15 protein-coding genes and 1 other RNA gene are annotated in these 14678 nt (G+C 55.6%); 8 read left to right on the top strand and 8 right to left on the bottom strand.

The genetic code is table 11. The annotated features are described in order from the left end of the window. Positions 1-99: 99 nt before the first annotated feature. Positions 100-1542, top strand: coding sequence for a YcjX family GTP-binding protein (locus O3C79_RS08040; RefSeq protein WP_494385513.1), 1443 nt, complete (start codon positions 100-102; stop codon positions 1540-1542). Then, the gene (locus O3C79_RS08035) at positions 1539-2564 is read left to right on the top strand and encodes a TIGR01620 family protein (protein WP_494385512.1); all 1026 of its coding nucleotides are present in this window, start codon (positions 1539-1541) and stop codon (positions 2562-2564) included. Before O3C79_RS08040 ends, O3C79_RS08035 begins: the two co-directional genes overlap by 4 nt. A 31-nt stretch (positions 2565-2595) precedes the next feature. Here O3C79_RS08035 and O3C79_RS08030 read toward each other — a convergent pair whose 3' ends face one another. Next, on the bottom strand, positions 2596-4272 hold the full coding sequence (locus tag O3C79_RS08030; protein ID WP_494385511.1) for a BCCT family transporter: 1677 nt from the start codon (positions 4270-4272) through the stop codon (positions 2596-2598). Between the two features lie 28 nt (positions 4273-4300). On the opposite strand from O3C79_RS08030, the gene O3C79_RS08025 reads away from it, so the two are divergent. Next, positions 4301-4594, top strand: coding sequence for a hypothetical protein (locus O3C79_RS08025; protein WP_494385510.1), 294 nt, complete (start codon positions 4301-4303; stop codon positions 4592-4594). Beyond that, positions 4563-5465, top strand: coding sequence for a LysR substrate-binding domain-containing protein (locus O3C79_RS08020; RefSeq protein WP_494385509.1), 903 nt, complete (start codon positions 4563-4565; stop codon positions 5463-5465). The genes O3C79_RS08025 and O3C79_RS08020 overlap by 32 nt, the downstream gene beginning before the upstream one ends. A gap of 90 nt (positions 5466-5555) precedes the next feature. Here the strand turns inward: O3C79_RS08020 and O3C79_RS08015 are convergent, their stop codons facing one another. Then, positions 5556-6158, bottom strand: a complete 603-nt coding sequence (locus O3C79_RS08015; RefSeq protein WP_494385508.1) for a cysteine hydrolase family protein — start codon at positions 6156-6158, stop codon at positions 5556-5558. 128 nt (positions 6159-6286) lie between these two features. On the opposite strand from O3C79_RS08015, the gene O3C79_RS08010 reads away from it, so the two are divergent. Continuing rightward, positions 6287-7240 carry a GlxA family transcriptional regulator gene (locus O3C79_RS08010; protein ID WP_494385507.1) on the top strand — a complete coding sequence of 318 codons (954 nt, stop codon included), beginning with the start codon at positions 6287-6289 and terminating at the stop codon, positions 7238-7240. A 53-nt stretch (positions 7241-7293) separates the two neighbouring features. Here O3C79_RS08010 and O3C79_RS08005 read toward each other — a convergent pair whose 3' ends face one another. The 3 genes from O3C79_RS08005 to O3C79_RS07995 all read right to left on the bottom strand — a co-directional run bounded on the left by O3C79_RS08005 (position 7294) and on the right by O3C79_RS07995 (position 9263). Continuing rightward, a complete protein-coding gene (locus O3C79_RS08005) occupies positions 7294-8187 on the bottom strand; it encodes a leishmanolysin-related zinc metalloendopeptidase (protein WP_494385506.1) in 894 nt (297 codons plus the stop codon). 283 nt (positions 8188-8470) lie between these two features. Then, positions 8471-8567, bottom strand: an RNA gene (gene ffs / locus O3C79_RS08000) — signal recognition particle sRNA small type. Between the two features lie 84 nt (positions 8568-8651). After that, positions 8652-9263, bottom strand: a complete 612-nt coding sequence (locus tag O3C79_RS07995) for a LysE family translocator (RefSeq protein WP_494385505.1) — start codon at positions 9261-9263, stop codon at positions 8652-8654. A gap of 102 nt (positions 9264-9365) precedes the next feature. Here O3C79_RS07995 and O3C79_RS07990 point away from each other — a divergent pair, with 102 nt between their 5' ends. Both O3C79_RS07990 and O3C79_RS07985 read left to right on the top strand, forming a co-directional pair. Next, a complete protein-coding gene (locus O3C79_RS07990; RefSeq protein ID WP_494385504.1) occupies positions 9366-9908 on the top strand; it encodes a DUF2058 domain-containing protein in 543 nt (180 codons plus the stop codon). 101 nt (positions 9909-10009) lie between these two features. Continuing rightward, positions 10010-10810 carry a response regulator gene (locus O3C79_RS07985; RefSeq protein ID WP_494385503.1) on the top strand — a complete coding sequence of 267 codons (801 nt, stop codon included), beginning with the start codon at positions 10010-10012 and terminating at the stop codon, positions 10808-10810. On the opposite strand, the gene O3C79_RS07980 is transcribed toward O3C79_RS07985, so the two are convergent. From O3C79_RS07980 to O3C79_RS07970, 3 genes are all read right to left on the bottom strand, one after another. Then, positions 10807-11196 carry a RidA family protein gene (locus tag O3C79_RS07980; protein ID WP_494385502.1) on the bottom strand — a complete coding sequence of 130 codons (390 nt, stop codon included), beginning with the start codon at positions 11194-11196 and terminating at the stop codon, positions 10807-10809. The two genes, O3C79_RS07985 and O3C79_RS07980, sit on opposite strands and share 4 nt — an antisense overlap. Before the next feature lie 50 nt (positions 11197-11246). Next, positions 11247-12533: a D-amino acid dehydrogenase gene (locus O3C79_RS07975; RefSeq protein WP_494385501.1), complete on the bottom strand. Its 1287-nt coding sequence runs from the start codon at positions 12531-12533 to the stop codon at positions 11247-11249. A 438-nt stretch (positions 12534-12971) separates the two neighbouring features. Then, positions 12972-13559 carry a response regulator gene (locus tag O3C79_RS07970; RefSeq protein ID WP_494385500.1) on the bottom strand — a complete coding sequence of 196 codons (588 nt, stop codon included), beginning with the start codon at positions 13557-13559 and terminating at the stop codon, positions 12972-12974. A gap of 139 nt (positions 13560-13698) precedes the next feature. Between O3C79_RS07970 and folE2 the strand changes: the two genes are divergently transcribed. Then, a complete protein-coding gene (folE2, locus tag O3C79_RS07965; RefSeq protein ID WP_494385499.1) occupies positions 13699-14643 on the top strand; it encodes a GTP cyclohydrolase FolE2 in 945 nt (314 codons plus the stop codon). The last annotated feature ends 35 nt before the right edge of the window (positions 14644-14678 follow it).

Raw genomic sequence — 14678 nt, 5'->3', positions numbered from 1 at the left:
TATGACCTTCACACGATCGATTAAAATCCCGACGGCCTGATTTCAGCTCCATTTCAGCAAAATCCTGTCACACTGTAGGGAAGCCTCAAGGAGTAATGGATGAACCTGACCAAACGACTGCAGACACTGGCACACAAAAGCGGGCTGAAAGAACTTCCCGAGCAGGTTCGCTCCCGCGTCGAACGCGGCCTGGAACAGAGGGTCAAGCTCGCGATTACGGGCTTGAGCCGCAGCGGTAAAACCGTTTTCATCAGCACTCTGGCCCATCATCTGCTCCATGCAGACCAGGGTACATCCTTGCCGTTTTTCACGCCCTCGGCGGAAGGACGCATCCTCAGCGTACGCGACCTGAGTACCGAAGCGGAGACACCTTTCCCACTGCAATCAACACTGGCAGGGCTCCAGGCTTCGCCACCCCACTGGCCCGTTTCCACTGAACAGCTTTCAGAGGTGCGGCTGGCGGTCAAATATCGCCGCCCACCGGGGCTTGGCCGCGCATTGGGTGAACACTCCACACTGTATATAGACCTGATCGACTATCCGGGTGAATGGTTGCTGGACCTCCCCCTTCTCAACTTAAGCTTTGAGCAGTGGTGCCAGCAGCAACAAGCGCTGTTTGCGGATGCCCCTCGCGCTCAAGTGGCCAGGGAATTTCTGGAGCTGCAGCGCTCGATCGACTGGATGACGCCAAGCAGCGATGAGGAGCAGGCCCGTTTTAGTCGGCTGTTTCACGACCTGCTGCAACAGTTGCGAGAGTCTCCCCACAGCCTCAGCCTGCTGCAGCCCGGGCGCCTGCTGATGCCGGGCGACTTGGAAGGAAGCCCTCTGCTGCATCTATTCCCGATGCTTGTGTCTTTGCCTGAGAATGCTGAACAAGCCGCTCCGGACAGCCTCTACGCGCGCCTCAAGGATGCCTTTGAGCGCTACAAGGACGAAGTTATTCGCCCCTTTTACGAGAACCACTTCCGTCACTTTGATCGACAGATCGTACTCGTCGACTGCCTGAAAACCCTGAATCAGGGCGAGGCCTGCTTCAACGATATGCAGCAGGCCCTGAACGGGCTGCTGCAAAGCTTCCAATACGGTCGTAACAGCCTGCTGCGGCGCCTGTTCCGCCCGCGTATCAACCGCGTGCTGTTTGCCGCAACCAAAGCGGACCACGTGACTGCCAACCAGCACCACAACCTGGACCGATTCCTGGAACTGATGATTCAGGATGCCCGACGCGAGATGCGCTTTGACGGCGTCTCCACCAGTTGCATGGCGCTGGCATCCGTTCGTTCTACCGAGGCGGTGCAGGCAAAACTGGATGGCCAAGTACTGTCCTGTCTGCGCGGCTACCGTAAAGAAAGTGACGAAGAAGTCGCCCTGTTTCCAGGCGAAATCCCGACGGAGCTGCCAAGGCCCGAGGACTGGAATGATGCACGCTTCCGCTTTATCGACTTTGCTCCCCGCGCCTTACCACGGACAGGGCTGAAACCGGAGCATCATATTCGACTGGATCAGGCGCTGGAGTATCTGACAGGAGATTTGTTGAAATGAAGCCCACTGAACACGAGTGGACGGCCCCACGCTTTATCACACCTGAGCAGCTGGATACTCAAACCTCATCTGACGCGACGTTCACACCAGCCCAGGAGTTTGCACCGGAAGAAACGGAGCCCGAGCCCCTGGCGGAACCGCTGGTTTCTGCCCCTGCTCGTCCGCCCAGGCGGCGCTGGGGCCGTAAGCTGTTTGGTGTCAGTCTGGCATTGCTCCTGGCCACCATCGTGGGTAGTGAACTCTACCGTTTACTGGAGTGGAGTTTTGCCCTTCACCCCGTGGCAGGCGGCCTGGTATCCGCACTATTGGCTGTTGCAGGTGGCGGCCTGGCACTACAAATCAGACGCAGCTTCAAGGGGCTGAAACAACTCAAGGCCAGTGCTGATCTGAAGCAGGAAGCGGAGCAGCTGGCCGCCAGCACCGGTCAGGGACAAGCGGCCCGCTTTCTGAACCGGTTGCAGCAGCATTACCGCAGCCACCCGGACGCTGAACAGATTCTGCAACAGACCCACGAGGTGGATTCCAGTTACAGCGATGCCGAAGTGGTGCACTTCCTGTCCAGACACGCACTGGGCAAGCAGGACGCCCAGGCCAGGCGCTGCATTCAGCGCCACAGCGTCGAAGCCGGCATGCTGGTTGCGGTAAGCCCCTGGGCCAGTTTCGACATGCTGCTGGCCGGTTGGCGCAACCTGCGCATGCTCAACGAGATCATGTCGATTTACGGCATTGCCCCCGGCGCCAGCGCGCAAATCAAACTGGTTCGCAGTGTCCTGCACAACATCGCCTTTGCCGGCTTGAGCGACCTGGCCATGGATGCAGGCTCAACCCTGCTGGGCACCAGCCTGACCTCCGGGCTTTCCGCCCGTGCCGGTCAGGGCCTGGGCGCTGGGCTATTCACCGCCCGCACCGGCTTGATGGCGATGGAGCTGTGCCGCCCTCTGCCTGCCGCAGGCAAGAAACAGACGCTGATGAAGCAGATATCCGGGGACCTGCTCAAGAACCTGACCAGGTCCGGTTCTTGAACATACACCACAGGCCAAGGCTGTCGATTGCCTAAATCCGGGGCTCGCTGCGTAGCCCCTGATAGGCCGAGTAGCCTGAAATCAAGACAACAAACATGAAGGGAACACCCGTGATCAGCACCGCCGCCTGCAGTGCCGTCAAACCACCGCCCAGTAGTAAGGCCACGGCAATGGCGCCTTCGATCACAACCCAGAAAATCCTCTGAGTTTTGGGTGATGACACCTTGCCACCGGATGTAATGGAGTCAATCACCAGTGACCCTGAGTCGGATGAAGTAATAAAGAACACCATGACCAGCACAATGCCAGCCAGAGAGGTGAGCGATGACAGGGGCAGCTGCTCCAGCATGGCAAACAGCTGCAGCTCCAGTGCTGCGTCCCGTGCGCCCTGATATCCCTGCGCCAGCTGATGCAGAGCGGTTTCACCGAAGGAGCTCATCCAGACAACCGATACCAGTGTTGGAACCAGCAGTACCGCGATCAGGAATTCACGTACGGTGCGGCCACGGGATACGCGCGCAATGAACATGCCGACAAAGGGTGACCAGCTGACCCACCAGGCCCAGTAAAAGGCCGTCCAGCCATTGATAAACGCCTGATCATCACGGCCAAAAGGATTGGATAACAGTGGCAGCTCATTCAAGTAAGCACCCAGGTTGTTCAGCGTCCCGGATGCTATCAACAGCGTCGGACCAAAGATAATGACAAAAAACATGAGCAGGAAGGCCAGCGTCATATTGGCCTGGGACACAAGACGCACCCCTTTTTCAACACCTGCAATCACTGACACCAGTGTCACGGCGGTAATCCCCACCACCAGCAGCACCATCGTGGTGTTATTGTTCGGCAAGCCAAACAGCGAATGCAGCCCTGCAGAGGCTTGAGAGGCTCCCAGCCCCAGGGAGGTCGCCAAGCCAAACAAGGTCGCGAATACCGCCAGTACATCGATGATATGGCCGGGCCACCCCCAGATTTTCTCACCCAACACCGGATAGAAGATGGAGCGCATGGTCAGGGGAAGCCCCTTGTTGAACGCAAAAAGCGCCAGCGCCAGAGCCAGAGCCAGAGCCAGAGCCAGAGCCAGAGCCAGAGCCAGAGCCACGATGGCATAGGTCGCCCAGGGGTGCAGGCCCCAATGAAAAATCGACGTCGCCATACTCAGTGAGCGAGCTTCATCCGCATTGGCCAGCTGTTGTCCCAGAGGGCCGGCAGTGCCACTGCGCAGATCGCCAAAATAGGTCAAGGGCTCTGCGACACAGTAAAACATCAAACCAACGCCCATACCGGCAGAGAACAGCATGGCAAACCAGCCCAGATAGCCGAAGTCGGGGCGCGCTTCGGTACCCCCAAGGCGCACACGGCTCAGCGGTGAAAAGATCAAGGCAATTGCCAGAATGACAAAGAGATTGGTCGACAGCATGAATGCCCAGCTGAGGCTGTTGGTCAGCAGGCTCCGCGTATCGTTAAAGAACTGCCCCATTGCATCGGGAAAGCCCAGCGTAACGGCGACAAAAAACAGGATGACAACCGACGACCAGACAAACACCTGACTGTGCAGGTCGACCTTCAGCCCCATCCAGCCCGCAGTCATGTTGTCCTGGCCAATAACATAGTCGGTATCGATAACATTGGAATCCCCTTCGGGCACCGGGTGCTCAGGGGCGTTGAGTGACAAGGTTGAATCAGGCGGGCAATACTCGGTGTTCATACAGTTCCTGTAATTGGGTGGATCGGCTATGGCGAAGCAGTGCATCACACGCAATACGACACCTTTTCCCCACAGCCTCGACTGTGTGAATCCCAATGTGCATTGCAGTGGAGAGGTGACCGAGTTGTTTGAAAGCCTCGCCGGACGAGGAGCGACATACTGCCTGGACAGCTCAGAGACAGGGCTTGCGCCAACTGAACTGACCGCCAATTTGCTCTGGCGCGGCTATTCTGGAAGACTCAAGACCATCAAGGAAATGAAGATTTCGGATACACCCATCATGAAACATAATGACGTTGCCCCGCATGCACCGCCCGCTTGATCTGGTCCTGCTGAATACCTTTGTATGCGTTATCGACAAGGGTGGGTTTACCGCGGCAGCAAAACACCTGCATCTGGCACAGCCGACGGTGAGCGCGCACATTAAACGACTGGAAGACACGCTGGAGCGGCCTCTGTTGCGCCGTGGTCCCAGGCAGGCAACACCGACGGCAGCCGGCGAAAAACTGCTGATGCATGCGCGCCAGATGCTGCGGCAAAACAGCTTGGCATGGCAGGACGTGAACGACCAGCGCCTGGCGGGAACCGTTCGTCTGGGTATTCCCGAGGATTATTTCGGCTACTTGCAGGAGGTACTGGCCGGTTTTGAGGCTCGATTTCCCGCAGTGGAACTGGAAGTTTACTGCGGTCTGAGCATTGACCAGGTGCAGGACGTTGAGTCCGGTGTACTGGACCTGGCCATAACCACACGCCAGCCACGCAGTCCGGGCGGTGAAGTACTGCGCCGGGAGCCCATGTTGTGGGTCGGTGCGGTCGGCTACGACACCCAAGCCCGCTCTCCCCTGCCCCTGGCCGTTTCCAGACGGGGCGTGTGCATTTTTCGGGATAGGGCCATCGCCAGCCTGGATGCCGCAGATATCCCCTGGCGCATTGCGTACACAAGTGCCAGCCTGTCAGGGTTGTCGGCCGCCGTTCGAGCCGGCCTGGCTGTTACCGTGCTCACCCCGTCTATGCTGGGTTCCGCAATGCATGTACTCGACAGTCGCGACGGCCTTCCCGATTTATCTCATATCGATATAGCACTGCACCTGGGCCCTCAACCTTCAGAGGCTGCTCAACAATTGGCCGCTCAGCTGAAGACCCACATTGAGCAACTGCCAAGCGGGTCCATCGCGATCAAGGCTGATCAGTGAACAAGCCAGTTCAAGCACCGGTCCAGCCTTATGCAGCAGCAAAGACCACCCAGAGGTGGCCTTGTTCGATCAAATGCTTTGATCAGGTCATCAGTCCGGCACATCTGCGATTGATGCAACCACCGCTGACGGCAGATCACAAAGCGCAGCCAGGGCCGCGTCGTGTACCTGAGCAGCAGGGATGGGCTGGCCCGTTACCGGTGAAGGCAAGGCACGGGTTGCGGTGCAGGACGCTACGACGGTCGGCGTGTAGCCAAGTGAAAAAGCGCTACGGGCAGTGGCATTCACGCACATGTGACTCATAAAGCCGGTCAGAATCAGGTCCGTGATACCCGCTTCTTTCAACATTTCATCCAGGTTGGTCTGTACAAAGGAGTTGGGGTAGTTTTTAACCACCACCGCTTCACCTTCAATGGGGGCAACCGGCTCAGCAATCTGTCCAATAGGCTCGTTCGCATCATAGGGAGACCCCGGCCCGGCATCGTGCTGAATATGAATCACGGGACGACCGGCTGCTCGGAAACGCTGCAGCAACTTTTGGCACTCCACCAGAGCTGGCTCGACGTCTTCCAGCTGCATGATGCCTTCGCGGTAGGTGTTTTGGGCATCGATGATAATCAGTGCAGATGTGCTGATTGCAGTGGACTGATTGCCAAGCCCCACCAGTGTTCTCAATGTAGTTGGGTTACTCATGACTTCCTCATGTTGTCTATGACATCGCCCTGCCCCCGGCAGGAACAGCCGTCGTTGCATTAGAGGACTATTATCAGCGGCACCCGCTCTCTATACTGATGTCAAAAAAGGCATAAAAGAAGTCAAAAATGACAGAATCAGCCATTCAAATCGGTATCGTTCATTACCCTGGCGCTATGCTCTCCGCTATTCAGGGACTGGCAGAGCAATTTCATCTTGCCAACAAGATATGCGCTCAAAGCAGCATGGACGAAGCCTTCAAAATCAACTTCTGCGATAGCCAGCAACTGAACGAAGAACAACTTCACTCAGGCCCACCCCTTCATGTGGTGATTCTCCCGCCTTGCCTGGATGATGAGTATTACGGCGCTCCTCAGAGTCTGTTGCTGCAATGGCTGCAGCAGCACCACCAGCAAGGCGCAATTATCTGCTCCATTTGTGCCGGTGCCTTTGTACTGGCACAGACCGGGCTGCTCGACGGGCGTCAGGTCACCACCCACTGGGCACTGGCCGATGAGTTTTCTCGCCGCTTCCCCTGTGTTCAGGTGGATACCAACAAGCTGCTGATTAACGACTCGGATATCATTACCGCCGGTGGACTGATGAGTTGGGTCGATTTGGGGCTTGAGCTGGTGGCGCAATTTACCAATACCCAGATTATGCGCCAGCTGGGCAAATATTTGATCGTAGATACCGGTCATCGCGAGCAGCGCTATTATCAGAGCTTCAACCCGCCACTGGACCACGGTGACAAGGCAATCCTGCAAACCCAGCACCACCTGCAGCGTCACTACAGCGAAACCATTATGATCAAGGAGCTGGCCAGCCTGGCCCACCTGACCGAACGAACATTTCTCAGGCGCTTCGTGAATGCCACCGGATTCAAGCCTGCTCAATACCTTCAACGTTTGCGTATACACAAGGCCTGCGAACTGATCGAAACCAGCTGCCTGACAGTTGAAGGGGTTGCCCTTGAAGTGGGATATGAAGATCTGAGCGCCTTTCGCAAGACCTTCATCAAGATCATGGGCGAGACGCCGAAGGAGTTTAAAAAGCGGTTTGTTCGCAGCCTGCCGAGCTGAGGGGGTAGCCGTTACCCTCCCTGGCAAGAGGTGTAACGGCTTTTCGAGTACGCTTAGCCCAACAAGAAGTCGGGAGAAACCGTGTAATCTATTTGATATCCCAGATCCTCCAGAGCCCCGTAACTCATCTCGGACAATTCATTGAGACTATTGATATAGCCTGTCATCAATTCGTTGAAGTAAGTATCTTCATCCCAGTGACCACCCGCTGTTCCCGAGCCGCCTTCATCTTCAATGATCGCGGCAGGCTCATTGTATAAAACACCTGAGTAGTAGTTTGCCTGGGCGCCGTTATAAACATAACTAATCGTGTCATCAACCGGCTTCTTGGTTCCATTGTCGTCTACCTGAGTTGTCAGCAACCCTTGGTATTCCCATAACGTTCCCAACCCCAGGCTGTGGATCATTTCGTGTAGCACTATGTCGTCCCACAGCCCGTAGCTGTCGAACACCTCAGCATCAGCAACATCAAATTCCATAATGGCCGAAGCAGACAAATTATTTTCAGTCCATACAGTGGTTGGCCCTGCCCGACCCAAAACACCGCCAGGTCCATCGATATCAATGAGAGAGGCATCAATGGTGATGTCATCGTACCCATCGGGAGCGATATCGGCCGTAATCAAATCACTGAGGAAGTCCGCAGCAGCAATAAAGTCTTCCTTCAAGGCATCGGTCCAAAGGTCACCATAAAAATCGAGGTGAATATTGAACTCTGCACTGTCATCCACTCCGAGATCGCCACTGATATATACGTCAGTTACCTCAGGGCTGGAAGGGTCTGTGGTGCCGGGATCTGTATTTTCATCGGTGGGCTTTCCTTTCTTGCCGCCCTTGGCATCCAGAAAAGAATCAAACAGCCAGGTTTGCTCATCAAGTTGTTGGTTCAAACCTGTCCCCTGATGGGACAGACCGAATTCTGAGTTGAGTAGCTTTTTGGAGTTCATGTCAGCGCCTATACATCTGTTACAACAGCGATGGCCCGCTCAAGCTGACATCCTGTTGCTGTTAAGCATGACCGCCTGAGAACCAGTTTAGCGGAAAAACCGGAAATGGGGTGGCGCAGAGATATACGAGGCAAGGTTTATCTAGATGGAGTAAAACAGACGAGGGTTAGCATCACTGCAATTATCGAGGCAGAAATAATATGCTTATGACATGCGATAGCATCAACGCAGTAGGTATCAAGCGATAGTAACTTTAGAAGACTAAGAGATATTGGGTGGCAGCACCTGCCAGCCACATCCCGGCACACGAATCCACCGCTGTGGCTGCTCCCTTCCGGGCCTGACCAGGTTCACGGTTTATCGTTGCGGGAGGACCAACAGGGCTACCATAACGGGCAGAACGCCCTGCCTCTCTCAAGACAGGGGCGCAGTATAAGCACCCTATTGGGTAAATGCAAACAGAATCAGGGGATTGCGACGCGTACCGCCAAACCGATCAGCACCACACCGGTGAGCTGTTCGACGCGCTTGAGATGGCGACGCAGCCAGGCCAATAGACGCGGCTGTGAGAACAGCACCGCGACCAGACTGTACCAGGCGCCATCCACAATCGTTGCGGTCAGGACCATCAGCACCTGATCCTGCCAGATCTGGTCCGCACTGACGAACTGGGAAAACAGCGCAGTAAAAAAGACCGCCAGTTTGGGGTTCAGCAATGAAATCAGCAGTCCGGAGCGTGCTGCCGACAGCAGGGATTCATGCCCCGCCCTTTGCGCCTGAATGTCAGGTGTCGCCGCATGGCGAAACGCACCTATGCCCAACCAGACAAGATAGGCCGCGCCAGCCCAGGTGATCAGCTGATATGCCAGCTCGTGCCGACTCACCAGCAGTGCCAGCCCCCAAACCGTCATGGCCGCCCATAGCCCTACCCCCAGTGCATGGGCACAGCCTGCAGCAATGCCGTGGCCACGGCTGTTACTGACCGTTTGGCGCAATACAACAGCCAGGCTGGGCCCCGGAGACATGGCGCCCAGAACGCAGATCAGCAAGAGTGACAACCAGAGCATCAATGACATCGTTTTCTCCTTTTCCGCAACGCCGCTGACGCTGCCAGATCCATGACAATATGCTATAGTCCGCGCCCTGCATCCAACCGTCAAGCAATGAGGTCGACGACCATGGCAGGCTCCCTGCAGGACCAGTTATTGAATGCCGGCCTGGCCTCCAAACAGCAGGCCAAGCAGGCAAAACAGCAGAAGCGCAAAAAGGCCAAGCAGAAAAAGGCGGGCCAGGCTGTTGATGAGCAACAGCAACAACGCGAACAGCTGGAAGCCGCGCGTAAGGAAAAAGCGGCGCGTGATCGTGAGCTGAACCTCAAGCGTCAGCAGGAACAGGCGGAAAAAGCCTCCCGCGCAGAAGCCCTGCAACTGATTGAGGCACATAAGGTTCAACTGCCGGAAGAGAGCGACCTGCGCTATAACTTCGCCCACGGCACTACCATCCGCTACCTGTTTGTCGATGCACGTCAGCTGGAGCAGCTGGCACGAGGACAACTGCGTATCGCCTGTCACGAGGAAACCTACACCGTGATTCCGGCCGAGATCGCCGAGCGTGTAGAGCAACGCCAGCCGGATATTATTCTTCCCCGCCCCAAGGACGACACCCCGGAAGAAGACGATCCCTATGCGGATTATGTCATTCCGGACGACTTGATGTGGTAAGCCCTTGCCGGAGGTCAACACCTCCGGCATCCCAAAGACTGTCATCAAATGGCCACTATGCTATTCTGAGCTGAAAAAGGCCCGGGGCAGGTAAAAAACCCATGAGCAGTCTATGCGTCAGTGAGCTTGATATTCTTCTGGTTGAGCCCTCGGCCATGCAGCGCAAGATAATGATTCAGCAGCTGCAGGACGAGAAAGTGATGGCCATCGACACGGTCGCCAACGTGCATGAAGCCCTGGAAAAGATCATTCGTCGCCCACCCGATCTGGTGATCAGTGCACTTCACTTTGAAGATGGTTCCGCTGCAGCCCTGCTGGGCGCTATACGTCGTATCCCCGCCCTGTCTGAACTGCCCTTCATGCTGGTATCAAGCGAAACGCGCAAGGAGCAGCTGGAAGTATTCAAACAGTCCGGCGTCGTTGCAATTCTGCCCAAACCTTTCACCCGCCAGCACCTGGGCTCAGCCCTGAACGCCACCCTGGATATTCTGGGTCAGGATGAAGTGGACCTGGAGTTTTACGATGTGGAGAACCTGCGCGTACTCGTTGTGGACGACAGCCGCATGGCGCGCAAGCTGATTCGTCGGGTCCTGAGCAATCTGGGCATCGAGAATTTCTTCGAAGCCTGTGACGGCAGCGAAGCCATTGATTTGCTGAAACGGGAAACCGTTGATCTGGTGGTTACCGACTACAACATGCCTGAAGTGAACGGGGTTGAGCTGACCGAGCACATCCGTCACTCGGAACTGCTGGCACACTTGCCGGTGATGATGGTGACGTCGGAAGCCAATGAAGCTCACCTGAGCCAGGTCGCCCACTCTGGCGTGAACGCCCTGACCGACAAGCCGTTTGAACCCGAAACAGTCAAACGGCTTCTGGTACAGCTTCTGAATCAGGATTAGTCCTGAACCACCATTACTGCATCTACCTCAATGTCAGCCGCTTTCGGCAGCGCTTTGACAGCGAAGGCTGCACGCGCCGGGTAAGGCTCCTGGAAGTAACGGGACATGACTTCATTCACCTGTGCAAAGAAGTCCATATCCGACAGCAGAATGGTCAGTTTGGCGCACTCATTCAGAGAACCACCGGCTTCTTCAGCAATTGCCTTGAGGTTTTCAAATACACGCACGGCCTGAGCTTCAAAAGATTCGGTGACCATTTCCATGGTCGCCGGATTCAGCGGAATCTGACCCGAAATGTAAACGGTGTTGCCAGCCTTGACGGCCTGTGAGTAGGTTCCGATCGCGGCGGGTGCCTGGTCCGTATTGATGATACTGCGATTAGACATTTTTACTTCCTGTTAACGACTTTGTAGAAAATTTTTCGGCTGGCCCGGCATCAGGCCCGAGCCACCTGCCCACTGGGTTGGGCACGATTATAGCGCGTAACCGACAAACCTTCGGTACTGATCGCAGGTTTGCGATTATTAATCAGATCACTGACGTAGCGTGCCGAGCCCAACGACATGGTCCAGCCCAGTGTGCCATGCCCGGTATTCAGGAACAGCCCGCGGTACTGGGTTTCACCCAAAATGGGGGTGCCATCCGGTGTCATGGGACGCAGTCCGGTCCAGAGCTCTGCACCAGAAGGGTCACCGCTGCCGCCAAACAGGTCGTTCACTACAAACTCTACATTGGCACGTCTGCTTTCTGGTGTGGACAGATCAAATCCGGTCAGCTCTGCGGTACCGCCGACGCGAATTCGATCGCCCAGACGGCTGACGGCAACCTTGTAGGTTTCATCCATAACGGTCGATTCGGGCGCACGCTCAGGGTCCGTAATCGGGATTGTCAGCGAGAATCCCTTCACCGGATAGATTGGCAGCTTGATCCCCAGAGGCGCCAGCAGTGACGGGCTGTAGCTGCCAAGCGCCACCAAATAGGCATCCCCCTTGATATCGCCCTGCGCCGTTTTAACGCCGACAATCTCGCCTGCCTCTGCCTGCAGGGATTCAATCTCGGTATTAAAGCGAAATTCGACACCCTGCTCCCGGCAGCGCTGAGCCAGCGTTTGTGTAAACTTGAAACAGTCACCGGTTTCATCCCCCGGCAGACGCAAGCCGCCAACCAGCTTATCGGCCACATGCTTCAGTGCCGGCTCATACTGGAATAATTGATCCCTCTCCAGTGGCTCATAGGCAACGCCGCAAGACTCAAGAATACGGATGTCATTCACGGAACCGGCCTGTTGCTTCTCGCTGCGGAACAGCTGAATCAGCCCCTGGGCTCGGTTGTCGTATTCGATACCGATTTCATTGCGCAGCTCAACCAGGCAATCCCGGCTGTACTCGGCAACACGAAGCATTCTTGCCTTGTTGCGGGCATATGCAGATTGGGTGCAGTTAGCCAACATTTTGCTCAGCCAGCCCAGCATCACTGGATCCAGACGTGGCGCTATACGGAGCGGCGCGAGGTCCTGTACCAGCCACTTCATGGCCTTCAAGGGCACCCCGGGCGCTGCCCAGGGGGCAGAATAACCGGGGGAAATCTGTCCGGCATTGGCAAAGCTGGTTTCCAGCGCCGGCTCCGGCTGACGGTCGACAACGACGACACTATGGCCCGCCTGCGCCAGATACCAGGCCGACGTAACCCCGATCACACCACTACCAAGAACAACCACCCGCATGGGACACCTCGCTATTATTATATTCAACAAGAGATGCCACTATTCTTGATCATATTTACCGATTTTTTTTCATTATTTTTTACATTTAATCGGAGTATTTTTTTACAAAAATTTTCTTTTATAGTTTTTTATAATTTTCGCAATGCAGCAATCAAGACTTGGATAAAAGGTTTCAGGCAGAAGTACACGACAGCATAGGCTCGGACATCAAGCCCAAGAGAGCACGAATACAAGGTCAACAATGGTTTCAGGACAGGAAACAGGAAACAGGAAACACGGGAGGGAAATAGGGAGGCCCTAGTCAGCTGCATCAGATGGCCCCCACCTTACTGATACAACCTTTCAGGCCATATTTGCACAAGCTGGAAATCAGAGTTTCCGAATTCGCTTCTGCTTTTTCCGAATATAGGCAAGTCCCCTTTCGAGATCAAGCCTTTTCTAATTTTTTTCTAACAATTGTTCGGCGGCTTGCTGAATACGATCAAATGGAATCGGCTTGGGCAGCACCTCAACACCGGGTACGATCGCATCAATGCGGGCCTGAACAGGCTGAACGTCCAGTGCTGTTACAACCAGCAGCTGCAACTGGTCCAGCATCCCCTGGCTCTGAATCGCCTCTATAACCTCAAACCCATCGATATTGGGCAGGTTCAAATCCAGCACCAGCAAATCAGGCTCAAAACGCCCCAGCTCCAACAGGCCCCGGTAACCATCCATTGACTGGCGCAGCTCAATTGGTAACTGCCAGCTGCCAATGGCACGGGCGTACAAACGCTGCAGTGATTGCTCATCTTCTATGACCTGGATACGCAAGGGGCGCTTGGCATCAGCCTTGGTCGGCAGCGCCAGTTCCTTTTGCACCTCATCAGCCAACAGCTGAACATCCCTGAGGTTATAGCGACGGTGCCCCCCCGGGGTTTTCCAGCTCGGAATAATGCCCGAATCGGCCCAGAGTTGAACGGTCCTCGGGGTCACCCCCAGCAACTTCGCTGCCGTACTGCTTGTACATATATCCTGGTCGGTCACGGAAAACACTCTACGATCAGTTGGATCAACTACTAATGGTAATCCTTCGCAACAAATTTTGCCAAAGGATCAATCATGCATGACAGCAGAAGTCCAAGATGCTTATAATTATGTTATAAAGTAACACAAGGACATTCCCATGCCCCTTACTTCTCAACACATGCCCGACATCGCCAACGAAAGTACACCGGAGCGGCTTCGCCCCCTAAGCTGGGTCGGCATGAGTGGCATCGACCTGCCCTGCACCCTGCTACTGCCCGGCGCACTACCGCAACAGGTTTTATGTAAAGCCAGTCTGCATGTCGATATCGCCAAAGAAGACCAGCGCGGCATTCATATGTCGCGCCTGTATCTGGAACTACAGCATGCGTTTAAGGAACGACTGCTCTGTGTGGAAAGCCTCAACAAGCTCCTGGATGCCTGCCTTGGACACCACGCTGGCGTCAGTCAGAATGCGTCTCTGGAACTGGCATTTGACCTGCCCCTGAAACGCTCGGCGCTGCTCAGTGCCAACAGTGGCTGGCACGCCTATCCTGTCCGAATTCATGCCCAGCTCACACCAGAGGGCACTCGACTTGAACTGAGCGCGGCAGTTAAGTATTCCTCCACCTGCCCCTGCTCATCCGCTCTTTCCCGACAGCTGCTGGAACAAGCCTTTCAGTCAGCATTTGCAGGACAAACCGCTGTTGATCCCGAAGTCGTAGGCCAGTGGCTGCAGGAGAATGGCAGCCTGGCCACGCCGCACAGCCAACGCAGCACCGCACATGTACGCGTCCTGCTTACCGACAACAGCCAAAGCCTGCCTCTGGAAACACTGATCGACCAGATTGAAGGCGCTGTCCAAACAGCCGTCCAGACGGCCGTGAAGCGTGAAGACGAGCAGGCTTTTGCCGAACTGAATGGTCGCAATCAGATGTTCTGCGAGGATGCTGCTCGACGCACGGCGCATGCGCTGGATCAGGAGTCTCAATGGCAGGATTTTTGGGTCCGCATCGAGCATCACGAAAGTCTGCATGCCCATGACGCGACGGCGGTAGCGGTCAAGGGCATCCCCAATGGATACTCCCCCTTGCTGCAACGCTAACCCCCCCCCTTGACCCGGCTCCTCTGAGGTATACT

The sequence above is a fragment of the Marinobacterium sp. NO-S09 genome (genome assembly GCF_059179545.1).
Note: the sequence above shows the minus strand (reverse complement) of the source record. Positions and strands in the feature narration are given on the sequence as shown.

Coding starts and splice junctions, on each gene's coding strand:
- O3C79_RS07995 (WP_494385505.1), bottom strand. CDS start 9,263: ATGTCATTGATGCTCTGGTTGTCACTCTTGCTGATCTGCGTTCTGGGC.
- O3C79_RS08035 (WP_494385512.1), top strand. CDS start 1,539: ATGAAGCCCACTGAACACGAGTGGACGGCCCCACGCTTTATCACACCT.
- O3C79_RS08030 (WP_494385511.1), bottom strand. CDS start 4,272: ATGAACACCGAGTATTGCCCGCCTGATTCAACCTTGTCACTCAACGCC.
- O3C79_RS07990 (WP_494385504.1), top strand. CDS start 9,366: ATGGCAGGCTCCCTGCAGGACCAGTTATTGAATGCCGGCCTGGCCTCC.
- O3C79_RS07980 (WP_494385502.1), bottom strand. CDS start 11,196: ATGTCTAATCGCAGTATCATCAATACGGACCAGGCACCCGCCGCGATC.
- O3C79_RS08010 (WP_494385507.1), top strand. CDS start 6,287: ATGACAGAATCAGCCATTCAAATCGGTATCGTTCATTACCCTGGCGCT.
- O3C79_RS07975 (WP_494385501.1), bottom strand. CDS start 12,533: ATGCGGGTGGTTGTTCTTGGTAGTGGTGTGATCGGGGTTACGTCGGCC.
- O3C79_RS08040 (WP_494385513.1), top strand. CDS start 100: ATGAACCTGACCAAACGACTGCAGACACTGGCACACAAAAGCGGGCTG.
- O3C79_RS08015 (WP_494385508.1), bottom strand. CDS start 6,158: ATGAGTAACCCAACTACATTGAGAACACTGGTGGGGCTTGGCAATCAG.
- O3C79_RS08025 (WP_494385510.1), top strand. CDS start 4,301: ATGGCGAAGCAGTGCATCACACGCAATACGACACCTTTTCCCCACAGC.
- O3C79_RS08020 (WP_494385509.1), top strand. CDS start 4,563: ATGACGTTGCCCCGCATGCACCGCCCGCTTGATCTGGTCCTGCTGAAT.
- O3C79_RS07985 (WP_494385503.1), top strand. CDS start 10,010: ATGAGCAGTCTATGCGTCAGTGAGCTTGATATTCTTCTGGTTGAGCCC.
- O3C79_RS08005 (WP_494385506.1), bottom strand. CDS start 8,187: ATGAACTCCAAAAAGCTACTCAACTCAGAATTCGGTCTGTCCCATCAG.
- folE2 (WP_494385499.1), top strand. CDS start 13,699: ATGCCCCTTACTTCTCAACACATGCCCGACATCGCCAACGAAAGTACA.